Source organism: Clostridium ljungdahlii DSM 13528, from assembly GCF_000143685.1.
Taxonomy (GTDB): Bacteria; Bacillota; Clostridia; order Clostridiales; family Clostridiaceae; genus Clostridium_B; species Clostridium_B ljungdahlii.
The window spans coordinates 3,739,214-3,764,204 of record NC_014328.1 but is presented as its reverse complement, the minus strand read 5'-3'; the positions used below and the strand labels follow the sequence as shown (position 1 = coordinate 3,764,204).

The window sequence follows — 24,991 nt, the reverse complement described above, 5'->3', positions numbered from 1 at the left end:
TAAGCTTCTTAGGTTTTCAAAATATCGAACTTTAGACTTATTAAAAGTTTTTATGGTGCTGAAATTTGTCAGCATATTCGGCGGTATATGTGAATTTTTAACTAGAAGGTTTGCAAAGATTAAAAATTTGAAAGGAGATTTTTGTATGAAAGTTCCAGTAAAATGGTTAAAGGATTATGTTAAAATAGATATTCCAGGAAAAGAATTAGGAGATAGATTGACTTTAAGTGGTTCAAAACTTGAAGAGGCAATTGTAACTGGAGATGAAATCCAAAATGTAGTTACAGGTAAAATAATGAAGATAGAAAGTCATCCTCAGGCAGATAAACTTGTTGTATGTCAGGTAGATATAGGAAAAGAAGAACCTATTCAAATTATAACAGCTGCTACTAATATGAAAGAACAAGATATAGTTCCTGTAGCGCTTCATGACTCTACACTTCATGGTGGGGTGAAGATTAAAAAAGGAAAACTAAGAGGTCTTATGTCAAATGGAATGTTTTGTTCTGAGGAAGAGCTTGGCATAGCAGGAGATAAACCTGTATATGGACTTATGATTTTAAAAGAAGATACGCCAATTGGCAAGGACATAAAGGAAGTACTTGATATGACAAGTACTATACTGGATTTTGAGATAACTTCAAATAGACCTGATTGTCTTAGCATTATAGGAATGGCAAGGGAAACTGCTGCAACTTTAAATGAAAGCTACAAAATTCCGGAATTAGATTATAAGCCTTCCTGCAGCGAAAATATTCAAGATACATTAAAAGTAGAAATAAAAGATAAACTTTGCAAAAGGTATATGGCAAGGGGCATAAAAGATGTAAAAATAGAGCCATCACCTTCATGGATGCAGGAGAGACTTTTAGAAGCAGGTGTAAGGCCAATAAACAATATAGTTGATATAACTAATTTTGTAATGCTTGAAATAGGAGAACCTATGCATGCTTATGATGTAAGGGAGATAAAATCTGGCACTATAGTTGTAGACACAGCTAAAGATGGAGAAAAATTTACTACTCTTGATGAAGAGGAAAGACAGCTTAATCAAGATATGCTTACAATTAGAGATGGAGACAGAACTATCGGACTTGCAGGAATAATGGGTGGACTTAATTCTGAGATAAGAGATGATACTTCTTCTATAGTATTTGAGTGTGCTAACTTTGATGGGACTAATATAAGAGTTTCTTCACAAAAGTTGGCACTTAGAACAGAAGCTTCAGGTAGATTTGAAAAGGATCTTGATCCTAATTTAGCTGAAATTGCTATGAACAGAGCTTGCAATTTAGTTGAGATGCTAAAAGCAGGAAAAGTTATGGAAGGTACAATTGATGTATATGATGAAAAAATTGAACCTCACAGCGTAGACGTTGATTCCAACTGGGTAAATAAATTTTTGGGTACTGAAATACCTAAGGAAAATATGGTAGATTATTTAAATAGACTGGAATTAAAAACTCAGCTTAAAGGAGACATTTTACATATAGATGTTCCTACTTTTAGGGGAGATATAAATATAAGAGAAGATGTGGCAGAAGAGGTGGCTAGAATATATGGATACAGTAATGTACCTACTACTGTAATAGAAAGTGTAAGTACAAGAGGAGGAAAGAATCCAAAGCAAAAGCTGGATGATAAATTGGTAGAAACACTTATTTCAAGTGGATTAAATCAATCCATAAGTTACTCTTTTGTAAGTAGGAAAGTATTTGATAAAATACTTTTACCTGAAGATAGCAAGCTTAGAAATGCTATAGCTATAAAAAATCCTTTGGGAGAAGACTACAGCATAATGAGAACAACTACATTAGCGTCTATGATGGAATGCTTAGGTAGAAACTATTCAAGAAAAAATGAGATTGTAAGGTTATTTGAAATTGGAAGAGTGTATCTTCCACTAGAAAATGGTGATACTTTACCTGAAGAAGATAATATTGTAACCATTGGAATGTATGGTGAATGTGATTACTTCAATTTAAAAGGTATAGTGGAAAACATATTAGATACCTTAGGAATAGAGAAGATTTCTTTTAAGAGAGAAAGCGATAATCCAACTTTCCATCCTGGGAGAACAGCTGCCCTTTATGTAAATAGAAAGTTAGCAGGAGTGCTTGGAGAAATTCACCCAACTGTATGCGAAAATTATGGTATAGATGAAAGATGTTATATTGCTGAATTAAACTTAGATGTTTTGTATGAACATGCTGATTCAGATAAGAAATACAGACCTCTGCCTAAATTCCCTGCAGTTTCTAGAGACCTTGCAGTTTTAGTAGATGACAATATAATGGTACAGGAAGTAGAGGACATTATAAGAAAGCAGGGAGGAAATATCCTAGAGAAAGTTAAGTTGTTTGATGTTTATAGAGGAAAACAGATAGAAAGTGGAAAGAAGAGCATAGCTTATTCAATATCTTATAGAGCTGAAAATAAAACTCTTACAGATAAAGAAGTTAATAAAGTTCATAGCAAAATAATAAGATCACTAGAGCATAATTTAGGAGCACAACTTAGACAATAAGGATTCATTGATCAATAAGGCTGGATGAATTTAATGTTCATCCAGCTTATTTTATGATGCTTTAGCTCTTTAAGGTAAAATAAAATATTTCATATGTGAAGAATTTGTGATAGAATGTTGTTATAAAGAATTGGAAACAGCATGATCTAAGAGGGTGTTTAAATGAATATGGTGACGGTTTTTATAAATGGAATTGAATATAATTTAAAAGGTGACGAGCAAGAAGAATACCTACATAAAGTAGCAAGTTATGTAGATAAAAAAGTTAAGAGTATTATAAAAAATAATAGCAAATTAAGCACTTCCTCAGCAGCTGTTTTATCGGCACTTAATGTAGCAGACGATATGTTAAAAGCTCAGGAAAAAGAAGGTCAGTTGTCAGGAAGAGTGGAGGAGTTAGAAAGAGTAGGAAAAGTATACGAGGATCAGATCAGTTCTTTGAGAAAGCAGCTTAGGTATACGGAGGAACTTAATGCTGAACTTAAAATAAAACTAAAGAATAGCAGTAGTAGTGAGGCTTTAAAAGAAAAAGACGAGAAAATAAGCAAATTAGAAGAAGAAATAAAAATTATAAAAGAAGAAGCTCAAAAGTATATGAATGAAAATACCAAAATGGTGGCACAAAACAAAGAACTGAAATTTCAAGTACAATCGGGTAAGTATAAAATAATAGATCTTCAACATAAGCTAGAAGAAAACCAGATAAGTCTGGCAAAAGAGAGAAAAAAGAAAAATGCTCTTTTAAATAATGGAGTAAAATAAAATCCGAACTGACGATGGTCTTGGTTCGGATTTTATTAGTGAGTGAATAAATTCAAATATTTAAACAGGAGAAGATGGAATAATGAAAAAAGTAGAATTATTAGCTCCAGCAGGAAATTTAGAAAGTTTATATGCGGCAGTTCAAGCAGGGGCAGATGCTATTTATCTTGGAGGAAATAAGTTTTCTGCAAGGGCTTATGCTTCTAACTTTGATGACAAGACAATGGAAGAGGCAGTGGAATATTGCCATCTATATAATGTAAAGGTATATGTTACTATAAATACTATAATGAAAGAAAAGGAATTAAAAGAAGCTTGTAAATATGCTGAGTTTTTGTATAATGTAGGAGTAGATGCCCTTATAATACAAGATATAGGATTGGCATCTCTTTTAAGAGAAAAGCTTCCTGAACTTGAACTGCATGCTTCTACTCAAATGACAGTACATAATGGAGAAGCTGCTTTGTCTTTAAGCAAACTAGGTTTTAAAAGAATAGTACTTTCTAGAGAACTTTCATTAAAAGAAATAGAGTATATATCTAAAACTCTCAAAATAGAAACGGAAATATTTATACACGGAGCTCTTTGCGTTTGCTATTCTGGACAGTGTCTTATGAGCAGTATGATTGGAGGAAGAAGTGGAAATAGAGGCAGATGTGCCCAGCCCTGCAGGCTTCCCTATGAAATTGTAAATAAGAAAGATAAAGATAAGGATAAGGGGTATATTTTAAGTCCAAAAGATATGTGTACTATTGAAGATATTAAGGAAATAATAGAAAGTGGAGCAAGTTCCTTGAAAATAGAAGGAAGAATGAAAAGACCGGAATATGTGGCAGGAGTTGTATCGGAATATAGAAATGTCATTGATAATTTCTATCAAGACGGTAAAAAATTAAAGGATTTATCTTATATAGAAGGCAGTAAAAAAAGACTTTTGCAATTATTTAATAGACAGGGATTTTCAAAGGCTTACTTGTATAAAAATACTGGAAAAGATATGATGGCGTATTCTTTCCCTAAGAATACAGGTATAGAAATAGGTGAAGTAAATAGTGATAAAAGCGTTCTACTTACTGAAGATATATCAGAAGGAGATGGAGTGAGAATTGGAACTAGTGGTTTTACTATTTCTAAACTGGTGAAGTCCGGAAAAGAAACTGCAAAGGCTTATAAGGGAGAAAGGGTCAAAATCTTTCCAGCAAATTATAAAGCAGGAGATAGGATATATAAAACCTCTGACTTAATTCAGCTTCAAAAGTTAGAAAAGATATATGAAGATCATTATGGCAAGAAAATTAACTTATGTTTAAAAATACAATTTGAAGTTGGAAAGCCAGTTACTTTGTACTGCAATTACGATAAAAATGATTTTAGGGTAGAAGGACAAATAGTAGAAGAGGCTCTAAAGCAGCCTTTGAGCAAAGAGAGAATATATAAAAGTTTAAATAGAACTGGAAATAATATATTTAAATTTGATAGCATAGAATTTGAAATATTTCAACCTGGATTTTTGCCTATATCTGATTTAAATGAAATTAGAAGAAAACTTTTAGATGAAATCAAGCAATATATACTAAATAGAAATAAAAAAAGTAGTATTTCAAGCAAAAAAGTATATGGAGTATCTGTGCTGAAAAATAATCTTGATAAAGTATATTTACCGCCTAAAATGGTATTTGTAAATACTAATGAGCAATTAAAGGCAGTGATGGAATCAAGTTTTGAACACATATGCATAAATCCCTTTAAACAAATTAAAATAAATAATTTAAATAATCTTGAATCTAAAAAAATATATATTAAAGTTCCCAATATAGTTAAAAACGAATTTAATTATATAGAGAAATTTATAGATAAAAACTTAGATAAAATTGCAGGCATAGTTACTGCAAATTTAGGTATAATAAGTAAGTTTAGAAATAAGCTAAATATATTAGGTGATTATAAGTTAAACATAACAAACAGCTGTGCACTGGATTTTTATAGCAAAATTATGAATGGATCTTGTTTAAGTGTGGAACTAAGTAAACATGAAATAAATGAGCTAATTAGAAATAGTAATTTTAAAGCTCAAATGTTTGTATATGGAAAAGTGGAGCTTATGGTAAGTGAGTATTGTGCTATAGGAAGCACTTTTGGAGGTAAAACTACTTCTAAAAATTGTAAAGGTGCTTGTAAAGAAGGGGAGTTCTTTCTTATAGACAGAAAGAAAAAAGAGTTTCCATTAGACACGGATGAATTCTGCAGAAGCTACATATATAATTCTGTTGCAACTAACCTTATACCACATATAGAAGAACTTAGAAATATGGGAATTGATAGTTTTAGAGTAGATTTTATTGATGAAAATTATAGCAAGACTAAAAAAATATTAGAATGCTTTGAAAAAGAAGAATTTCATGGTGATTTTAGTGAGTTTACCAGAGGACATTATAAAAATAGTATAGAGTAAGGCTACGGGTAACACAAAATTAAAGTCATTTGATCTGAAGGGATTGGTAAATTTAAATGAACGAAAAATCATTAAAGGTTTTAGAATTTTATAAAGTTAAGGAAAGATTAAAGGATTACGCAAATACTGGAGCAGCTAAAGATTTAATAGAAAAATTAAGCCCTTATGACAACCTGTATGAAGTGAGAGAACATTTGCAGGAAACAAGAGAAGCTTTAAAACTTCTTGTAACTAAAGGCAATCCTCCTTTTGAAGGGGTTTATGATGTAAGACAGGGTATAAAAATGGCAGGAAAAGGTTCTACATTAATGCCAGGACAAATTCTTAAAATAGGAGCAATACTTAGGGCTGCGAGGAGAATTCAGAAGTATATAACTGTGTCGGAAGATGAAGAACATTTTAAAATTATAGAAGATATATGTGCAGGTATTGTTCCTTTAAAAAATTTAGAAGATGAAATTTTTATAGCTATAGAAAGCGAAGATGAAATATCTGATAAGGCAAGTTCTCTTCTCTACAATATTAGAAAAAGTCTAAAAGATAAAAATGCTTCAGTAAGAGATAGGGTAAATTCACTTATAAGAAGTTACTCTGATTATCTGCAGGATAACTTATATACCATGAGGGGAGACAGGTACGTGCTTCCTGTAAAAGCGGAAAATAAGTCATCCGTGCCAGGACTTGTCCATGATCAAAGCTCAAGTGGGGCAACTCTTTATATAGAACCTATGGGACTTGTAAATTTGAACAATGAAATAAAGGAACTAAAATTAAAGGAAAAAGCAGAGATAGATAGGATATTAGCTGAGCTATCTCAGCAAATATATGATAATATAACAGTGGTTGAAAGAGATGCAGATATAATATGGGAACTTGATTTTATATTTGCCAAAGCTAAATTTGGAAATGAGTTAAATGGAAATATTCCCAATGTAAGTGAAAATGGAGTAGTTAATATTATAGAAGGAAGGCATCCACTTATAAATAAAAAAACAGTAGTACCTATGGATGTATATATAGGTAGAAATTTTAGCTGTTTAGTTATAACAGGACCTAATACAGGAGGAAAAACTGTGACTCTTAAAACCATAGGACTTTTGCACATCATGGCACTAAGTGGACTTATGATACCTGCTAGGGAGAATTCTACCGTAGGGTTTTTTACAGAGGTATTTGCAGATATTGGAGATGAGCAGAGCATAGAGCAGAATTTATCTACATTTTCGTCACATATGACTAATATAGTAAATATTATTGAAAATTTTGATGAAAAATCTCTTGTATTGTTTGATGAATTAGGTGCAGGTACTGACCCTACAGAAGGTGCAGCTCTTGCAGTATCAATACTTGAAAATTTAAGAAAAAGAGGATGCACTATAGTAGCTACGACTCATTACAGTGAATTAAAAGTATATGCTTTAAAAAATGAGGGAGTAGAAAATGCATCTGTAGAATTTGACGTAGAAACTCTGAGACCTACTTATAGGCTTATGATAGGAGTACCAGGAAAGTCTAATGCCTTTGAAATATCCAAAAGACTTGGATTACCAGAGTTTATAATAGAAGATGCTAGAGAAAATATAGCTAGCGATGCCTTACAATTTGAAGATTTAATTCAAAGCCTTCAGGAAAAAAAATCAAAAGCTGAAACTTTTGCTAGAGAAGCAGAAATACTAAAAAGTGAGGCAGCTAAAATCAAAGAAAAATATGAAGAAAAAGCAAGTAAACTTCAAAATATAAGAGATAAGGCTATTATTGGAGCACAGAGAGAGGCAAAGGAAATAATAAGAAATTCTAAAGAAGAAGCAGATAAAATTCTAAAGGATATGAGAGAACTGGAAAGAATGGGATACACTTCTTCTGTAAGGCATAAATTAGAGGAAAATAGAAAAAAACTCAAGGATAGATTAGAGAAAACTGAAGAAAAGTTGTATGATAATAAAAATGATGTTGGAGAAGAGCTTAAATCTGTAAAAGAAGGGCAGGAAGTATTCATACCTTCATTAAATCAAAAAGCAGTTGTACTATCAAAACCTGACAGCAAAGGGGAAGTACAGGTTCAAGCAGGAATCATGAAAATAAGTGTGAAGTTGAAAGAATTGAGAGCTTCTAGTGGTAATTCAAAAAGTGAAAAGAAAAAGTTAAAAAGAGAAGCCAAATTAAATTTGAGAAATGTTTCAAGTTCAGTGGATTTAAGGGGAATGGACTCTATAGAGGCAACTTATACTGTAGACAAATATTTAGATGATGCATACATGGGAGGACTTAAAGAAGTTACTATAATACATGGTAAGGGTACCGGAGTGCTTAGAAATTCTATAACTGATATGTTGAAGAAGCATTCTCATGTAAAAAATCACAGGCTTGGAGAATATGGTGAAGGCGGTACAGGAGTTACAATAGTTGAATTGAAATAAGGAGTGTGGCTGGAGTGATATTAGTAAGTGCATGCTTGTGTGGCATTAATACTAAATATAATGGGGAAAATAATCTTTGTGAGAAAGTACTAAGTCTCGTGAAAGAAGGAAAGGCGCTACCACTATGTCCGGAACAGTTAGGTGGACTGAAGACTCCTAGAAATCCTTGCGAAATATGTGGTGGTACAGGTAAAGATGTGATAGATGGAAAAGCTGCTGTAATGAGTTCTACTGGAGAAAATTGTACAAGTGAATTTTTAAAAGGAGCCTATGAAACTTTAAAAGTAGCTAAGGCATGTAATATAAAAGAAGCTATTTTAAAGTCTAAAAGTCCCTCCTGTGGTTTTGGTAAAATTTATGATGGAAGCTTTAGTGGAAATATTATAGAGGGTGCTGGAGTAACGGCAGAACTTTTAAGCAAAAACAATATAAGGATATATGGAGAAGATGATTTTAATAAGGCATTTGAAAGAAAATAGGCTGGCATATGGATTAGTTATTTCTTTGAAAATGCCTAAACTTAATATTCAAATAAAATGAGTTATTTTTAATAAAATATTATTTGAAAGGGGTGAAGAACTGCTAAATATTAAAAAATTTAATATTTGGCGGCATTATTATGAACTATAAAGATATATTAAAAAATGCAAGGGAAAATTTAAATGGAAGCTGCAGGGTATGCCCTGCCTGTAATGGAAACGCCTGTGCTGGAGAAGTGCCAGGTATGGGAGGAAAGGGAACAGGAGATTCTTTTAAAGAAAATTTTAATTCTCTGAGCAAATGTAAATTAAATATGAGAGTTATACATGATGCTAAAGATCCTGACACCTCAATAGAGTTATTTGGAAAAAAGATGGACATACCTGTTTTTGCAGCACCTGTATCAGGAACTACTTTGAATATGGGTGGAAAGTTTACTGAGGAAGAGTATATTTCCTCGGTTATAGGAGGATGTCTGGATGCAGGAATATATCCTATGGTAGGAGATACAGCAGTAGATTCTTTTCTTATAACTAATCTTGAAAAGCTTAAAGAATTTAATGGAGAAGGTATAGCTGTAATAAAACCCTGGGAAAATAAAAATGTTATAAGTAAAATAAAACTTGCTGAAAAAGCAGGAGCTTTTGCAGTAGGAATGGATATAGATGCTGCAGGATTAATAACTTTAGCACTTCATGGAAAACCTGTGGGACCTAAGACTTTAGAAGAAATAAAAGAAGTTGTAGAAAGTACAAAACTTCCTTTTATACTAAAGGGAATAATGACTCCAGACGAAGCAGAACTTGCAGTTAAAGCTGGAGTAAGTGCCATAGTTGTTTCAAACCATGGTGGAAGAGTTTTAGATCAAACGCCTGGAGTGGCAGAGGTACTTCCAGAGATAGCGAAGTTAGTTAAAGGCAAGGTTACAATACTTGCAGATGGCGGCGTGAGAACTGGTGTGGATGTACTTAAAATGTTAGCTTTAGGAGCAGATGCCGTACTTATAGGAAGACCTTTTGTAACTGCATCCTTTGGAGGACAAAGAGAAGGAGTAAAGGTTTATGTAGAAAATTTAAAGAGTGAATTAAAATCAGCTATGGTTTTAACAGGATGTAAGTCTGTTAAAAATGTAGATGGTAGAATACTTTATAAATAGAATCTTACTTAGTGGGAAAATCAATAACTTCTGATTATAAAATCAGGGGTTATTTTTTTGTATCTAGAATTAAGAAATGGTACTACTTATAAGGTTCCCCTCGAAATTTTTATTGACAATAGCAAAACAAATAGTTTAGAAAAATGTAAAAACCAAAAAGGGCATTTCTGTCCTTAATGTTATTGTACAGTATAGAAATATTATAAGTTTTTATACTGATGTGCAGTTATTATTTAAAAGTATTTTTATAAGCTTTAAAACTATTAATTACTTCAGGGTTATCTCTAATAAATTCTAAAAAATCTTGAAAACATTTTGTTGTTTGCTTACTTACTGTATGCTCAATTTTTTCAGTTTCTTCCAAAACATTAGACTCTGAAACATCAAGTATCCTTAAAAAGTTTTCAATAATATTGTGACGATTTAATAATTCAGCTCCAAGAGCCTTTCCTTTCTTCTCAAGTATTAAAATTCCGTACTTTTCATATTTTAAAAGTTGCAATTCTGCTAATTTTTGTACCATTTTTGTAGCTGAAGGAGGCTGAACATTAAGTGCATGTGAAAGTTCATGAATTCTTGTAAATCCTGTATTTAAAGATAACCTATATATCATCTCAAGATAATCTTCCATGGAAGCAGTAAGATGTTTATCTTCCTTTTTCATATATTCATTAAAAGTGTAAAAATTATTTTTAGCCATATTTTCACCTACTTTCAGCTGTAGTCTTTTAATAAAGTATATGTTTGAGCAAATAAAAAATTGCTTTATTGGAACATTTTTTTTGTTATTACATAGTTTATATTAGAAAAAAATTTAGTCTTAGCTAACAAGGTTAACTAGTAATAACTATTTTATTTGTGATTAACATATCTAATAAGAAGGGTGGCATTTTAATGCAGAGTGAAAAAAGTTCAATTGATGTTAGTTTAAATCAACCAGGAGATATCTCTATAAAAAAAGATATAAATAGGAAAAATGTAATAGAACAAGGTAAAATAAAAGAATTAATAAAATTTTTAGGACCTGCTTTTGTTGTAAGTGTAGCATATATTGATCCTGGTAATTTTGCAACTAATATTAGCGGAGGATCAAAATTTAACTATACCTTAATTTGGGTAATTTTATGGAGTAATATAATGGCTATATTCTTACAAACTATGTCCGCTAAATTGGGGATAGCTACAGGACACAATCTTCCTGAAATGTGTGCCAAGGTATTCCCTAAAGCTGTAAACTGGGTGTTTTGGATTATTGCTGAGCTAGGAGCTATGGCAACAGATTTAGCAGAATTTCTTGGAGGAACATTAGGGCTATACTTATTGTTTCATATACCTATGATATATTCGGGACTTCTTACAGGAGTAATAACATTTATAATTTGCTATATGGAAAAGTATGGACAAAAAATGATAGAAATTATAATATCAACACTTGTTGCTGTAATCTCTATTGCATATATAATAGAGATATTTCTTGCTAAACCAGATTGGAGTCAAGTAGGCATCCATACAATAATTCCTATGCTGCCTAATGGTCAAGCTGTGTTAATTGCCGTAGGTATGCTTGGTGCAACAGTTATGCCTCATGTAATATACTTACACTCACAATTAGTTCAAGATAGAAGTATTGATTTGTCAGATAAAGGAAAATTAAACCATTTAAGAATGGAAAAAATAGATATTGCTATAGCTATGAATATAGCTTTTATTGTTAATGCTGCAATGGTTGTAGTATCGGCTGCAGTCTTTTATAAAAGCGGAATGATAGTAGATACAATGGAACAGGCTCATAAATCATTACAACCTTTAATAGGTTCTTTATCAAGTGGTGCATTTGGAATAGCATTGCTTGCATCAGGATTATCATCTTCAGCTGTGGGAACTCTCGCAGGTCAAACTATAATGAAAGGCTTTGTTAATTTAAGTATACCTATAAATTTAAGAAGACTTATAACAATGATACCAGCCCTAATTATTATTTCACTTGGAATTAATCCAATGTATGCTCTTGTTTTAAGTCAGGTAGCACTTAGTTTTATTTTGCCATTTCCAATAATTCAAATGTTAACTATAGCTAAACGTAAAGATTTGATGGGAATCTTAGTTAATAAAGGTTCTATACGACTGTTAGGTGTTCTAATAGCTACAATAATAATACTACTAAATATAGTACTTTTATACTTAACGTTTACTGGGCAGGCATAATATTTTCTCTTATTTTTGAGTATTATTTTGCAAGTGAATTTGTTAATTAGAAAGTAAGGGTTCGTTTATCGTACTTTAAAATTCGGGGTACGTTAAATAAAATATGGAAATGTTATCACAAACTACTTTACATTATGCAGTAGTTTGTGATAACATAAAAATGTACTACATTATATGAAGTAATCCTTATTATAAAGAAGAGGTGTGGAATGAAATTTGAAAAGGAAGTTTTAAAAGGGTATATAGACACAATGATACTGTCAGTTCTGTATGAAAGGGATATGTACGGTTATGAAATATCAAAGAGAATTAGAGAAAAGTCTAATGATGAATTTCAAATGAAAGAAACTACACTATATGTATGTTTAAAAAGATTAGAAAAGAAAAATTACATTGAAGGCTACTGGAATGATGAAAAAAATACTGGCGGGGGAAGGAGGCGTTACTATAAAATTTTAGAAGAAGGAAAAGAGATTTTTAAACAAAAGACAAAAGAATGGAAGGCATTACAAAAGATAATGAACCGTTTCGTTTTAGATACTGATGAGTAAAGAGTTGATTCAAATTAAGTTTGGGAGGGGAAGGTCATGGACAGAATTAATAACTACATTAAGCAAATTTATAAAAGCTTTAATAATAAAGATAAAGATGTTAAGATATTAAAAGAAGAAATGAAAACTCACTTGAATGAGCGAACAAAAGAGCTCCAGAATAAGGGATTAAATGAAGATGATAGTATTGATATTGCTATAAAAGAGTTTGGACCAGTAAAGGAAGTAGATGCTGAATTATCATTAATTATTTCAGAACAGAAAAAGTTTTGGAAGTGTTTGTTTTTATGTGCTATAATTATTTACTTAATAGGCGCTGCACTAGGGTTAACATATAATAAAAATTCGAATATCCTTTATAAAAATGGTTTTGGTACCCATTACTATAAACAGTCTTCCTACATAGTTGTAGCTGAAATAACGGATATTTTAAAAAACGAAGATAACTTTAGTAAAGACACTGAAAAAAAAATAACTGAAAAACTTGATAAATATAATTCTCAAAACAATAATGGCATTTATTATTGTTCTGTATGGAAAGATCATAAAGAATTATTTTCATATTATAGAGAAAATAAAATTCCAATGTCAGAAAAGAATTCTGATTTTAAAGTACCTTATATTTATGCTAAGGATAAAAAAACTTTAAAATATAGTGTTACCTTCAAGTATACAAATAGTCAAAATAAGCTAGACGATAAAGCAATGGCTGAGTATGACGATTTGTATTATAAGAGCATTTGGAGTAAATTTAGAAATTATAGCTATATATTATACCTTGCATCATGGATAGTATTTGCTATAGCATTTTTAGGCATAATTTATTCAGAAAAAAAATTACCTATATTTTTTATAGTATTAGTTTTTCTAGAAACTGGTGGGTTATTTTATCTACTCTTTGATAAACAAGGTTTGGTTGAATTTATGTCAAGATTTACTATAGCAGCAATAGTTATTACTGGATTAATATCTGCAATCTTATATAAAAAGATAAATTCAAGGAAAGTATTTTAAATTTGTTGATTTATGGCATACTAAGTTAAGCGTGGGCGACTTTTAAATGATTATTTTAAACAATATCATATTTGTACTTAGCTTATAGTTATCGAAAAGAACAAGGCGCATTACTTGTTAGTGCGCCTTGTTTCAATACATTGATTACTTTAATTTTATGGTGAACCTAGAGGCATCATATAATTTATAAAAGTCTTCTAGATTTTTTTTAAAGTTAGAATATCCATATAGGTTTTCAAAATGCCAAGCTCTAGATTTATTAAAAAATTTTTTGAATGTGATTTTCAATTTTGTCCTCATATTTTCCGAATATAAGTCAACTTTTAGTTATATAAATATATTTGAAATATGAAACATTAATAAATTCAAAATAATAAATAATTATGAAGTAAAAATTATCTATATAATTAGGAGAAATAATAAAATGAAAAGTACTAATATTTATGTTATTCATGGTTATACATCTTCCAATCAAGCAGAGTGGTTTCCATGGCTAAAAGAACAGTTTAAAAATAATCCTGTTAAAATTCATATTCCTAACATGCCTGATTCGGATAATCCTCATCTTGAATCCTGGCTTAAACATCTTCGTAAAAATGTTTTGGATATTGATGAAAATACGATATTTATTGGTCATAGTCTGGGATGTGTTACGGCACTTCGCTATGTTCTTGAAAAAAACATAAAAATTAAAGGTGCAATACTTGTTTCAGGTTTCATAAATGAAAATCCCATGGAGAAACAAACAGAAGGTCTACAAGAATTTGTAGATGGACCACTTGACATTGAAAGAATAAAAAGTCTAGTTCAATCAAGAATTGTTATTACTGCAAAAGATGATGATATTGTTCCAACCAAAGCAACACAAAAATTAGCCCAAGAGTTAGATGCAAATCTTATGATCCTTTCATCAGGAAAGCATTTTATTGCTCGTGATGGATATATTGATTTTCCTGTTTTATTGAATGAAATCCAGAATTTAATTAATGCTTAATATTCTCATTGTAAATTTTAGGGTCGGTGTGATTATATTCATAATGTTTTTATTTTATAAGTGATCATTTAAATGAAAGTATCTAATAAAAATTGACTTGCATTAGATTTAAGTGATATAATATGAGCTAAATATTCAAAACTGCGATGAGAAGAAGTAGAAATCATAAGTTTTCAACAGAAAGCTACCGGTTGATGAGAGGGGTAGAAAACAGATTTTGAAATACATCTCTGAGTGGTACACTGAAAAGATTTATATCTTAGTAGGTTGTTGCCGGGTGCGACCGTTACATCGCTAGGGTATAAGCCTTTTGTGCCGTACCCGATGAGGTTTATACAGTGATGTATAAATAAATTTTGAGGTGGTAACACGTGAGTAAAACTCCCGTCCTTTGCGTAATGCAGCGGACGGGAGTTTTTAATTTTTTGTTTATAAGAAAGGATGACAGAAATGAAAGATGTTGAAGAACAGTTTAAAATTATTATGAAAGGTGTAAGTCAGGTTGTGAGCGAAAAAAATTTAAAGCGAAAGCTGGAGAAAAGTGTGTCCTCAGGAATTCCTCTTAGAATTAAGCTCGGACTAGATCCTTCTGCACCAGATATACATCTTGGTCATGCAGTTGTACTTAGAAAAATCAAACAAATGCAAGATTTAGGACATCAAGCAGTAATCATAATTGGTGATTTCACTGGAAAAATTGGTGATCCTTCAGGAAAAAGCAAAACCCGCAGACAATTGACAACGGAGCAGGTGATTGAAAATGCTAGGACTTATGAAAAACAGGTATTTAAAATACTTGATAGAGATAAAACAGAAGTTAGGTTTAATAGCGAATGGTTATCTAAGCTTAATTTTGAAGATGTGCTAAAGCTTGCTGGAAAAGTTACTGTTGCAAGAATACTAGAAAGAGATGATTTTGAGAAAAGATATAAAAACAATAAACCTATAGGATTACATGAATTTTTTTATCCATTGATGCAGGCGTATGACTCTGTGGCGGTAAAGGCAGATATTGAAATGGGTGGTACAGATCAAACCTTCAATGTTTTAATGGGGCGTACACTACAAGGAGATTATAGCCAGGAAAGTCAAATAGCTCTATTTATGCCTTTACTTGAAGGTACGGATGGTGTTGAAAAAATGAGTAAAAGTTTAGGAAATTATATTGGAATATGTGAGGATGCCATTTCAATTTACCAAAAGATAATGACTATCCCAGATAATCTCATTATTAAATACTTTGAACTTGCCACAGATATTCATCCAGATGAAGTTGAAGCAATTAAGTTAAAGCTTAATAATACAGAAACAAACCCCCGGGATATTAAAATGCAGCTTGCAAAAGAAATAACAACCTTATATTGCGGAGTAAGTGAAGCAGAATCTGCTGAAGAGCATTTTAAGACTGTATTTCAAAAAAATCTCATTCCAAATGATATTGACGAATTTATTTTGTCTCAAGATTGCTTTGCATCAAATGACGAGGTGAATTTAGTAAAAATTATTACAGGAAGTGGAATTGCAGCTAGTAATAGTGAGGCTAAGCGCCTTATAGATCAAAATGCTGTAAGAATAAATGGTAAGAAGTATAATAATTTTCTAATGCAAAATTCAGGTAATAGTTTTGTTATTCAGGTTGGAAAGTCTAAGTTTGTTAAGGTAAGGAATGTTTAGTAATATCTATACATGAGGTCTAAGCAAAAAATCAACTTATACTAATGTTAGTTAGTACAGAATAGTACTTTATAACGAAGAAAAGTTATTTGTATGTAAAGGAGTAATTAAATATGAAAATATATATCGTTGGTTCAGTATCAAGTGGCAAGTTAACACTTGCAGAAAAATTGTCCCTAATATTAAAAATCCTTTACCAACCAATTGATGAAATTGTACATATCTCTGATAAATTAAACCCTTGGGGTAATCGCAAAAGACCCGTTAAGGAAAGGGATAATCTGTTTTATTCAATAATATAGCAACCAAGTTGGATTATCGAAGATACAGGGAGATCTTGTTTTGAAGAGGGGTTAAAGATGGCAGATACAATTATCTTACTTGAAATTTCGCCGAAATTAGGGAATTACAGGATTATTAAACGCTGGGTAAAGCAACGACTTGGTATTGAAGAATGTATTTATAATCCACGATACCAAATGCTTAAATGTATGTTGCAATGGTCAAAAAATTATAATGAAGGAAAAGACAATTTAAAAGATAGAATTTCCCCATACAAAGAAAAAGTTATTACTTTAAAAAACAATAAGGATATTCATATATTTCTTGAGGAATGTCTTAATACAAAAAAATTAGCATAATGTTGGTACGCAACATGAAGTTTATATGCATTAATCTATAAAGTCAAATATATGAATGTTCTTTGAAAATTAAACAATATGGTGTATAATGTAATTAATGTTGTTAAAAGGAGATAATTGGTTATGTTAAGAACCAGAACTAAAATTATACTTACAATTCCAGTGTGTATTTTATCACTTATTTTAATATTACTTTTAGCTATGTTTTTTAGTAACTCTAATGGAAGAGGAAGTTTTACATCTACTAAATCCATTGAATATAATACTAAGAATAGAATGATAATGTATTACTTTAGTTTTATTGGTTACAAATATACTCCTATAAGTCTTAAAAAGGGTGATAAATTGGTCTTAGATGTATCAGTAACTACCAAAGAAGGTAACTTAAAAGTAAGTTTAGAAAATGAAAATAATAAGGAATTATTTAGCACTGAAAATCCTAAAAAACATATTACTAAAACAGTTAATATAAATGAGAATGGTAATTACAAAATACAAGTTGAAGGAAAACATCAAGGTGGCTATAATGTTAAATGGAATATAGAAAGTTAATTAACAGTTTTCTTATTTAATATAACAATTAAAAAGTGAATAATTTACTGAAGCACCGTATTATTTTAAAAAAATTTTACGGTGTTTTTATGTTCGCAAATCAAATAATTATGTTTGTGTATTACAAATTTATGATAGATAGATTTTTAATTATAAAGAAGTAAAGGATATATATGACCATATCGAAAAATATATACGTAAAACATCGTTAGAGAAATCCTATTATTTAGAAGATAAAAATAGAAAATATTTTTTTAAACTGGAGATTTTTGAAAGAGCGAAAAGCTTTAAAATTCGGGGTACGTTAAATGGAATATGGAAATATTATCACAAACTACTTTACATTATACAGTAGTTTGTGATAATATAAAAATGTACTACATTTTATGAAGTAATCCTTATTATAAAGAGGAGGTGCAAAATGGAATTTGAAAAGGAAGTTTTAAAAGGGTATATAGACACACTGATACTGTCAGTTCTGTATGAAAATGATATGTACGGTTATGAAATATCAAAGAGAATTAGAGAAAAGTCTAATGATGAATTTCAAATGAAAGAAACTACACTATATGTATGTTTAAAAAGATTAGAAAAGAAAAATTACATTGAAGGCTACTGGAATGATGAAAAAAATACTGGCGGGGGAAGGAGGCGTTACTATAAAATTTTAGAAGAAGGAAAAGAGATTTTTAAAGAAAAGACAAAAGAATGGAAGGCATTACAAAAGATAATGAACCGTTTCGTTTTAGATACTGATGAGTAAAGAATTGATTCAAATTAAGCTTGGGAGGGGAAGGTCATGGACAGAATTAATAACTACATTAAGCAAATTTATAAAAGTTTTAATGATAAAGATAAAGATGTTAAGATATTAAAAGAAGAAATGAAAACTCACTTGAATGAAAGAACAAAAGAGCTCCAGAGTAAGGGATTAAATGAAGATGATAGTATTGATATTGCTATAAAAGAGTTTGGACCAGTAAAGGAAGTAGATGCTGAATTATCATTGATTATTTCAAAACAGAAAAAGTTTTGGAAGTATTTGTTTTTATGTGCTATAGTTATTTATTTAATTGGTGCTGCACTAAGTTTAATATATAATAAAAATAGGATTACTTTTTTAAAAGACGGTTTTGGTACCCAATACTATAAACAGTCTTCCTACATAATTAAGGATGAGCTAGCGGATATTTTAAAAAACGAAGATAACTTTAGTAAAGACACTGAAAAAAAGATAACTGAGAAACTTGATAAATATAATTCTCAAAACAATAATGGTATTTATTATTGTTCTGTATGGAAAGATCATAAAAAATTCTTTTCATATAATAAAGAAAATGAAATTCCAATATCAGAAAGGGATTCTGGTTTTGAAACATCCTTTATCTATGCTAATGATGAAAAAACTTTAAAATATAATGTTACTTTCAAGTATACACATAGTCAAGATAAACTAGATGATAAAGCAATGGATGAGTATGGAAATTTGTATAGTAAGACCATTTGGAGTAAATTTGAGTATTATAGCTATATAGTATACTTTGCATCATGGATAGTATTTGCTATAGCATTTTTAGGTATAATTTATTCAGAAAGGAAATTACCTATATTTTTTATAGTATTAGTTTTTCTAGAAACTTGCGGTTTATTTTGCATACTCTTTGATGATAATAACCATGGTTGGATGGGATTTATGTCAAGATACACCATAGCAGCAATAGTTATTACTGGATTAATAGCTGCAATCTTATGTAAAAAGATAAATTCAAGGAAAGTATTTTAAATTTATCAATTTAGGGTATATTAAGTTAAGTATGTGCAACTTTTAAATGATTATTTTAAACAATATTATATTTGTACTTAGCTTATAGTTTTCGGAAAGAAAAGGCGCATTACTTGTTAGTGCGCCTTGTTTCAATACATTGATTACTTCAATTTTATGGTAAACTTAGAAGCATCATATAATTTATAAAAGTCTTCTAGATTTGATGTACCTATTTTGTATTTTTTATCCTTAGAGACACCTTTAAAATACATTATAAAGTCATGCTGATTTGATGGATTTATGTTAGTATTATATCTATTTTCACTGATTATACTTTTATTAGTTTGTTCATCTAATAAAAGTAATTTTTGTGATTGCTCAATAGGTATTTTTCCTTCAGCAGAATAGTAGACTTTTAAAACATCATTATCCCATTCTAGTTTGTTCACTATTAATTTCCCTAGTTCTCCTTGAGATAGTTCAAGTGGAAGTTTATCCATATTATAAAATCTTGGAGGTACATAATCTTCTTTATAGTCAAAAGGCAAAAAAGTGAGTGATTTTGTATTGCGGTTTGTTAATGCATTATAATAAAGTTCTCCATGGGATCCATCTCCAGAGCCGCTTTGAGAAATTATCATATTACCACTATCATCAAATAAAAAACAAGAATGCCTAGAAATATCTCCATCAACTTCTATACTAGTAGATAAGGGGGTGATACATATCCTTTTTATTCTATACTTTGTATTTCCAATGCTAATATTTTTGTTAACATTATAAGTTTTAGTTTCTTTTTCTATATCCTTATTATCTACTTTGATATTGAATTTCCAGTTACCGTTTAATCCAGCTATTTGAGTAATATTCATAGATAAATAGAATGTATTTGGAAAGTTATGTTTCATTATATCTATTTCCATAACACCATCATATCTTTTATCACCAATTTGATTTTCACTTCCTATAGAATCACCAAAGGTAAAATTTTTTTCATTAATTTTCAACATTCCCGTAATTCCACCTGGAACGTTCAATGTGTTTTTTAAACTATTGTCACCAATGATAGAATAAGAAATCATAATTTTATTATTGTCACTTGCTATTTCATTAATTACAAATTTAATATTTTTATCATAGGCTGTTAGACTAACGTGCTGAGTATATTTTTTATAGTCTGCATAATCACCTCGTATATTTGCTATTGATTGCGTTAGAGATTCCTTTATATTAACAGCTAAGGTAGGATTACTTATTGCAGCGGTACTTAAACATATTAATATACATGCTGTAACAGCATATTTTATTTTGTTCTTTCTTTTTTGTAATTTCTTTTTAAGGTTCTTTTTAATTCTTTTTGAGGTTAAATCATCTAATTCAAAGCTTTCATCAAACTTATCATCAATTTCAGCATAATTTAGTAACTCAAATATAATATCTTCATCACTATTTACAGTTCCCATATAATTACCTCCCCATAAGCTTTTCCCATTTATTTTTTATAAATTTTCTGCCCCTAGATAATCTATTGTCAATTACAGTTCTGGGTAGATTTAAATATTCAGCAATATTGTTAATATTTTCATTTAGAATATATCGCTTTATAAATATTTGTCTGTCAACTTCACTCATGTTTTTTATAATACCTAGAATAGTATTAACATCATTAGTTTGAATGATTTTTTCCTCAATATTATCATTGGATATTGCTGTATCATCTTTAAGTTCAACGGCTTTAGGTGTTTTATTTAGCTTCCTTATGTAGTCAATTGCTTTATATTTTGATATAGCAACAAGCCATTTTTTAAAAGTTGTAATATTAGCATCATATTTGGCGGCACTTTTCCAAAGTGATATAAAAATATCACTTACGCACTCTTCAATATCCTGCTTAGATGCTGTATCTTTTAATAAATCAAAAACTACCATATATACCAATCCAACATATTTTGAATAAGTGTAATCCAATGCTTTACTATTTTTTCGCTTTAGTTCACTTATATAATTACTTTCATCTATCTTCATCATATACCTCCCGAAGAGCTATTCATAAATCTAATACGATGGTTAATACGTATTTCTATCAAACATGAATAAAATAATTATACAAAAAAATAAAATTACACGGAGAGATATTTTTACAATAATGAAGCCCATTTAAATATTTTTCATATAAGTCTTAGTAAAAAATTTTTGAAAAACTTATGGCTTTTGAATTGTCTGAGGTACGAGTTTTCAAAAGTTATTAGTTTTTTTCAAAATTTTTTACTTGGACTTATCAAAATATTTAATGGGCTGAAGGTTGTAAAAATATCCGCAGTGTAATTTTATTTTTGTTTGAGAAATTATTTTACTACTTTGATATATTCAACTTCAGGGTCTTCTGTGCCTTGAACATACAATCCAGTATCTTTTAGTTCTTGCACGTAGTCTACAATTTCTTTTGTTATTTCTTCACCCGGGCAAAGCACTGGTATTCCAGGAGGATATGCCATTAAAAATTCTCCACTTATCATACCTATGCTGTCTTTTAACAGCACCGGCGTTTTTTCAGAATTAAAAGCATCTCTCGGAATTTTTAATTGTACTGGTATAGAAGGCATATCCAGAAAGTCTGATTTTCTAGTTCCTCTCCCATAGTATTCTGTACTTACTTCTTCTAGAGAATTTATAAGGGCATCTATATTTTCTTTAGTATCGCCAAAAGAACCAACAGCTAAAATATTATATAAATCTGAGAGTTCCATTTGTATATGATACTTATTTGATAAAATCATATCTAAGTCATAGCCTGTAATACCTAAATCTCTACAGGTTATGGTTATTTTGGTAGGATCAAGGGACACTACGCCGGGATTACCAACTATTTCTTCACCAAAACAGTAGAAGCCTGGTACATTGTTGATTTTATACCTGGCATAACTTGACAGGTCAATAGCTTTACTCAGCAATTCTTTTCCATGGAGAGCTATTTGCCTTCTGGCACAATCCAGCGAAGCCATTAAGACATAAGAAGGTGAAGTTGTTTGCAGTAGAGATAAAACTTGTTGAACTTTGTGTATATCAATACGCTCTGAACGAACGTGAAGCAGCGAACACTGAGTCATAGCACCTATTATTTTATGAGTACTTTGGGAACACATATCGGCACCAGCTTGCATAGCTGATATTGGCAAATTATCGTTAAAACCAAGGTGTGGTCCATGGGCCTCGTCTACAATTAAAGGAATATCATAATTGTGTACTATATCTGATATTTTTTTAATGTCTGCAGCTACTCCGTAATAGGTGGGATTTATAATTAAAACAGCCTTTGCATCAGGATTTTGTTTTAAAGTATTTTCTACGGTTTCAGAAGTAACACCATGGGCAATTCCTATTGTTTTATCTAGTTCAGGTTGCATATATACAGGTATTGCACCACTTAATATAATTCCAGCAGTAACGGATTTGTGCACGTTTCTTGGAATTATTATTTTATCTCCTGAATTCACTACAGACATGATCATGGTTTGTATAGCACCAGATGTTCCATGTATTGAAAAAAAAGCAGCATCAGAGCCATAGGCATCTGCAGCTAATTGCTGTGCCCTTTTTATTGGACCAGTAGGATGGTGAAGACTATCCACTAATTTAAATACAGTAACGTCAATTTTAAAGGGGTTTTCTCCCATGAAGTTTTTAAACTCTTCGTCTATACCGTTCCCTTTTTTATGACCTGGCACATGAAAAGGAATGGTATTCCTATTTACATATTCCATTAATGCATCAAACAGTGGAGTTTCACTTTGATCTAATTTATACACCTTGATAAACACCTTCCTTCAAAAAAAATACCCTTTAACTCTTGGAATTAAAGGGATAACCATACTTAGTAAAAACTAATATCATTATATGTTAATTCATATAGAGATTCAATAATACCAATTTATATAAATAAATTAACCTAAAATTAAGAAATAAGTTATATATATATATTATGAGGTAAAAATATGGTTGTATACATGTTTTTAGATATAGTTTATAGTATAATAGTAAATGTTAAATATTGCATATAGGAGGTAAAGATAATGTATAGAGAAAAATATGAATATTGGTTGAGTTCACCTTATGTGGATGATGATGGAAAAATAGAACTAAAAAATATAGAAGATGAAAAGGAAATAGAAGATAGATTTTATAAGGATTTGGAATTTGGCACAGGAGGTCTTAGAGGCGTAATAGGTATAGGCAGTAATAGAATGAATATATATACTGTTGGAAAAGCTACAGAAGGATTATCAAAATATCTTATAAAGAAATATAATACAAGTATTTCCGTATGCATAGCTTATGATTGTAGAATAATGTCCAAGGAATTTGCAGAGGCTGCTGCAAGTAATTTATGTGCCAATGGTATAGAAGTAAATCTTTTTAAAACTCTCCATCCAACACCAATGCTCTCCTATGCGGTAAGAGAACTTAAGAGTAAGGCAGGTGTTGTTATAACAGCATCTCATAACCCAAAGCAATATAATGGATATAAGGTATATGGGGAAGATGGTGGACAGGTAACAGATGATTTTGCAAATGAAATACTATCTTGTATAGAAAGTATCAGTGATTTTTCAGAAATAAAACATATGGATTTAAAAGAAGCTGAAAACAAAGGTATACTTCATATGTTGGGAGAAAATATAGATAAATCCTATATAGAGAAAGTAAAGAACCTTGCTATAAGGAAAGATCTTATAGAGGCACATGCAAAAGATTTAAAAATAATATATACTCCACTGCATGGAACTGGTAATATTCCAGTGAGAAGGGCGCTTAAGGAACTTGGATATGAAAATGTGAATATAGTAAAAGAACAGGAAAGCCCAGATGGGAGTTTTCCAACAGCAGAATATCCTAATCCAGAAGATCCTAGAGTTTTTAAACTGGCTTTAGATATGGCACAGGCTATAAAGCCAGATATAATATTTGGAACAGATCCAGATTGTGATAGAATAGGGATAGTAGTGAAGAATGTAGAAGGCCAGTATAAAACACTTACTGGAAATCAAGTAGGTGTTCTTTTAACCCATTATATTCTTTCATCCTTAAAGGAAATTGATAAATTGCCGAAAAATGGTGTTGTGGTAAAAACTATAGTAACTACGGAGATGGTTCAAGATATAGCAAAAGAATATGGAGTAGAATTAGTAAATGTGTTAACTGGATTCAAATATATAGGAGAAAAAATAAAAGAATTTAAAAGCAAGGAAAATAAAGAGTATATATTTGGATTTGAAGAAAGCTACGGCTATCTGGCAGGAGATTTTGTAAGAGACAAGGATGCTGTAATTGCAGCTACGCTTATATGTGAAATGACGCTGTACTATAAAACGAAGGGCATGAGTCTTTACGAGGCTCTATTAAATCTGTATAAAAAATATGGATTTTATAAAGAAAAGTTGATTTCAGTAGAACTTAAAGGAAGAGAAGGTCACGAAAAAATAGAAAAAATTCTCCAGTACATGAGGCATTCCATGAAAAGAACACTTGGTGATGCAAAAATAGTTAAAAAATTAGATTATAAGTTAAGTGTAGAAAAAGATTTAATAAATATAAATGAAAATATAATACATTTACCTAAGTCAAATGTGCTGAAATTTATTATGGAGGATAAGTCTTGGTTTGTAGTTAGGCCTTCGGGAACGGAACCTAAAATAAAAATTTATCTTTCAATAATAGGAAACAGCTTGAAAGATGCTGAAGAAAAAATGAATGTATTTGAGAAAAGAGTTATGAAAATAATAGACGATGTAAATTGCTAATAA

The 24,991-nt window shown here is 30.5% G+C and carries 21 protein-coding genes and 1 other annotated feature; of the genes, 17 read left to right on the top strand and 4 right to left on the bottom strand.

All coding sequences use genetic code 11. The annotated features are described in order from the left end of the window. Positions 1-145: 145 nt before the first annotated feature. The 6 genes from pheT to CLJU_RS16940 all read left to right on the top strand — a co-directional run bounded on the left by pheT (position 146) and on the right by CLJU_RS16940 (position 9,794). Entirely contained in the window at positions 146-2,527 is a 2,382-nt protein-coding gene (pheT, locus tag CLJU_RS16965; RefSeq protein WP_013240069.1) for a phenylalanine--tRNA ligase subunit beta, read from the top strand. 162 nt (positions 2,528-2,689) lie between these two features. Next, positions 2,690-3,289, top strand: a complete 600-nt coding sequence (locus CLJU_RS16960; RefSeq protein ID WP_013240068.1) for a cell division protein ZapA — start codon at positions 2,690-2,692, stop codon at positions 3,287-3,289. Positions 3,290-3,371: 82 nt separating this feature from the next. Beyond that, positions 3,372-5,741, top strand: a complete 2,370-nt coding sequence (locus CLJU_RS16955; RefSeq protein WP_013240067.1) for a U32 family peptidase — start codon at positions 3,372-3,374, stop codon at positions 5,739-5,741. Between the two features lie 56 nt (positions 5,742-5,797). Continuing rightward, on the top strand, positions 5,798-8,158 hold the full coding sequence (locus CLJU_RS16950; protein ID WP_013240066.1) for an endonuclease MutS2: 2,361 nt from the start codon (positions 5,798-5,800) through the stop codon (positions 8,156-8,158). Between the two features lie 14 nt (positions 8,159-8,172). Then, a complete protein-coding gene (locus CLJU_RS16945; protein WP_013240065.1) occupies positions 8,173-8,637 on the top strand; it encodes a 2-thiouracil desulfurase family protein in 465 nt (154 codons plus the stop codon). Between the two features lie 140 nt (positions 8,638-8,777). Then, the gene (locus tag CLJU_RS16940; RefSeq protein ID WP_013240064.1) at positions 8,778-9,794 is read left to right on the top strand and encodes an alpha-hydroxy-acid oxidizing protein; all 1,017 of its coding nucleotides are present in this window, start codon (positions 8,778-8,780) and stop codon (positions 9,792-9,794) included. 229 nt (positions 9,795-10,023) lie between these two features. Here the strand turns inward: CLJU_RS16940 and mntR are convergent, their stop codons facing one another. Then, complete coding sequence (gene mntR / locus CLJU_RS16935) at positions 10,024-10,494, bottom strand: transcriptional regulator MntR (RefSeq protein WP_013240063.1); 471 nt, start codon at positions 10,492-10,494, stop codon at positions 10,024-10,026. A gap of 194 nt (positions 10,495-10,688) precedes the next feature. On the opposite strand from mntR, the gene CLJU_RS16930 reads away from it, so the two are divergent. The 10 genes from CLJU_RS16930 (at position 10,689) to CLJU_RS16885 (ending at position 19,208) form a co-directional block, all read left to right on the top strand. Continuing rightward, positions 10,689-11,999, top strand: a complete 1,311-nt coding sequence (locus CLJU_RS16930; RefSeq protein ID WP_013240062.1) for an Nramp family divalent metal transporter — start codon at positions 10,689-10,691, stop codon at positions 11,997-11,999. A 209-nt stretch (positions 12,000-12,208) separates the two neighbouring features. Next, entirely contained in the window at positions 12,209-12,550 is a 342-nt protein-coding gene (locus CLJU_RS16925; RefSeq protein ID WP_013240061.1) for a PadR family transcriptional regulator, read from the top strand. A 36-nt stretch (positions 12,551-12,586) separates the two neighbouring features. After that, on the top strand, positions 12,587-13,564 hold the full coding sequence (locus CLJU_RS16920; protein ID WP_013240060.1) for a permease prefix domain 1-containing protein: 978 nt from the start codon (positions 12,587-12,589) through the stop codon (positions 13,562-13,564). A 424-nt stretch (positions 13,565-13,988) separates the two neighbouring features. Continuing rightward, the gene (locus tag CLJU_RS16915) at positions 13,989-14,558 is read left to right on the top strand and encodes an RBBP9/YdeN family alpha/beta hydrolase (protein WP_013240059.1); all 570 of its coding nucleotides are present in this window, start codon (positions 13,989-13,991) and stop codon (positions 14,556-14,558) included. A gap of 134 nt (positions 14,559-14,692) precedes the next feature. After that, positions 14,693-14,953, top strand: a binding site (T-box leader). 55 nt (positions 14,954-15,008) lie between these two features. After that, complete coding sequence (gene tyrS, locus CLJU_RS16910) at positions 15,009-16,232, top strand: tyrosine--tRNA ligase (protein WP_013240058.1); 1,224 nt, start codon at positions 15,009-15,011, stop codon at positions 16,230-16,232. Between the two features lie 113 nt (positions 16,233-16,345). Beyond that, the gene (locus tag CLJU_RS16905; protein ID WP_013240057.1) at positions 16,346-16,534 is read left to right on the top strand and encodes a hypothetical protein; all 189 of its coding nucleotides are present in this window, start codon (positions 16,346-16,348) and stop codon (positions 16,532-16,534) included. A 57-nt stretch (positions 16,535-16,591) separates the two neighbouring features. Continuing rightward, on the top strand, positions 16,592-16,873 hold the full coding sequence (locus tag CLJU_RS16900) for a P-loop NTPase family protein (protein ID WP_013240056.1): 282 nt from the start codon (positions 16,592-16,594) through the stop codon (positions 16,871-16,873). Positions 16,874-16,996: 123 nt separating this feature from the next. Further along, the gene (locus CLJU_RS16895; protein WP_013240055.1) at positions 16,997-17,425 is read left to right on the top strand and encodes a hypothetical protein; all 429 of its coding nucleotides are present in this window, start codon (positions 16,997-16,999) and stop codon (positions 17,423-17,425) included. Positions 17,426-17,846: 421 nt separating this feature from the next. Further along, a complete protein-coding gene (locus CLJU_RS16890; RefSeq protein ID WP_013240054.1) occupies positions 17,847-18,188 on the top strand; it encodes a PadR family transcriptional regulator in 342 nt (113 codons plus the stop codon). A 36-nt stretch (positions 18,189-18,224) separates the two neighbouring features. Next, complete coding sequence (locus CLJU_RS16885) at positions 18,225-19,208, top strand: permease prefix domain 1-containing protein (protein ID WP_013240053.1); 984 nt, start codon at positions 18,225-18,227, stop codon at positions 19,206-19,208. 143 nt (positions 19,209-19,351) lie between these two features. Here CLJU_RS16885 and CLJU_RS16880 read toward each other — a convergent pair whose 3' ends face one another. From CLJU_RS16880 to CLJU_RS16870, 3 genes are all read right to left on the bottom strand, one after another. After that, positions 19,352-20,653 carry a DUF4179 domain-containing protein gene (locus CLJU_RS16880; protein WP_013240052.1) on the bottom strand — a complete coding sequence of 434 codons (1,302 nt, stop codon included), beginning with the start codon at positions 20,651-20,653 and terminating at the stop codon, positions 19,352-19,354. A 4-nt stretch (positions 20,654-20,657) separates the two neighbouring features. Further along, a complete protein-coding gene (locus tag CLJU_RS16875; RefSeq protein WP_013240051.1) occupies positions 20,658-21,215 on the bottom strand; it encodes a sigma-70 family RNA polymerase sigma factor in 558 nt (185 codons plus the stop codon). Positions 21,216-21,535: 320 nt separating this feature from the next. Next, positions 21,536-22,996: an aminotransferase class I/II-fold pyridoxal phosphate-dependent enzyme gene (locus CLJU_RS16870; RefSeq protein WP_013240050.1), complete on the bottom strand. Its 1,461-nt coding sequence runs from the start codon at positions 22,994-22,996 to the stop codon at positions 21,536-21,538. 264 nt (positions 22,997-23,260) lie between these two features. Here CLJU_RS16870 and CLJU_RS16865 point away from each other — a divergent pair, with 264 nt between their 5' ends. Continuing rightward, positions 23,261-24,988: a phospho-sugar mutase gene (locus CLJU_RS16865; RefSeq protein WP_013240049.1), complete on the top strand. Its 1,728-nt coding sequence runs from the start codon at positions 23,261-23,263 to the stop codon at positions 24,986-24,988. Positions 24,989-24,991: the final 3 nt, after the last annotated feature.

Excerpts from the sequence above, each read along its gene's own strand:
- CLJU_RS16895 (WP_013240055.1), top strand. The coding sequence starts at position 16,997 with ATGTTAAGAACCAGAACTAAAATTATACTTACAATTCCAGTGTGTATT.
- mntR (WP_013240063.1), bottom strand. The coding sequence starts at position 10,494 with ATGGCTAAAAATAATTTTTACACTTTTAATGAATATATGAAAAAGGAA.
- CLJU_RS16930 (WP_013240062.1), top strand. The coding sequence starts at position 10,689 with ATGCAGAGTGAAAAAAGTTCAATTGATGTTAGTTTAAATCAACCAGGA.
- CLJU_RS16960 (WP_013240068.1), top strand. The coding sequence starts at position 2,690 with ATGAATATGGTGACGGTTTTTATAAATGGAATTGAATATAATTTAAAA.
- CLJU_RS16940 (WP_013240064.1), top strand. The coding sequence starts at position 8,778 with ATGAACTATAAAGATATATTAAAAAATGCAAGGGAAAATTTAAATGGA.
- CLJU_RS16955 (WP_013240067.1), top strand. The coding sequence starts at position 3,372 with ATGAAAAAAGTAGAATTATTAGCTCCAGCAGGAAATTTAGAAAGTTTA.
- CLJU_RS16880 (WP_013240052.1), bottom strand. The coding sequence starts at position 20,653 with ATGGGAACTGTAAATAGTGATGAAGATATTATATTTGAGTTACTAAAT.
- CLJU_RS16950 (WP_013240066.1), top strand. The coding sequence starts at position 5,798 with ATGAACGAAAAATCATTAAAGGTTTTAGAATTTTATAAAGTTAAGGAA.
- CLJU_RS16925 (WP_013240061.1), top strand. The coding sequence starts at position 12,209 with ATGAAATTTGAAAAGGAAGTTTTAAAAGGGTATATAGACACAATGATA.
- CLJU_RS16875 (WP_013240051.1), bottom strand. The coding sequence starts at position 21,215 with ATGAAGATAGATGAAAGTAATTATATAAGTGAACTAAAGCGAAAAAAT.
- CLJU_RS16865 (WP_013240049.1), top strand. The coding sequence starts at position 23,261 with ATGTATAGAGAAAAATATGAATATTGGTTGAGTTCACCTTATGTGGAT.
- CLJU_RS16905 (WP_013240057.1), top strand. The coding sequence starts at position 16,346 with ATGAAAATATATATCGTTGGTTCAGTATCAAGTGGCAAGTTAACACTT.
- tyrS (WP_013240058.1), top strand. The coding sequence starts at position 15,009 with ATGAAAGATGTTGAAGAACAGTTTAAAATTATTATGAAAGGTGTAAGT.
- CLJU_RS16890 (WP_013240054.1), top strand. The coding sequence starts at position 17,847 with ATGGAATTTGAAAAGGAAGTTTTAAAAGGGTATATAGACACACTGATA.
- pheT (WP_013240069.1), top strand. The coding sequence starts at position 146 with ATGAAAGTTCCAGTAAAATGGTTAAAGGATTATGTTAAAATAGATATT.
- CLJU_RS16900 (WP_013240056.1), top strand. The coding sequence starts at position 16,592 with ATGGCAGATACAATTATCTTACTTGAAATTTCGCCGAAATTAGGGAAT.
- CLJU_RS16920 (WP_013240060.1), top strand. The coding sequence starts at position 12,587 with ATGGACAGAATTAATAACTACATTAAGCAAATTTATAAAAGCTTTAAT.
- CLJU_RS16885 (WP_013240053.1), top strand. The coding sequence starts at position 18,225 with ATGGACAGAATTAATAACTACATTAAGCAAATTTATAAAAGTTTTAAT.
- CLJU_RS16915 (WP_013240059.1), top strand. The coding sequence starts at position 13,989 with ATGAAAAGTACTAATATTTATGTTATTCATGGTTATACATCTTCCAAT.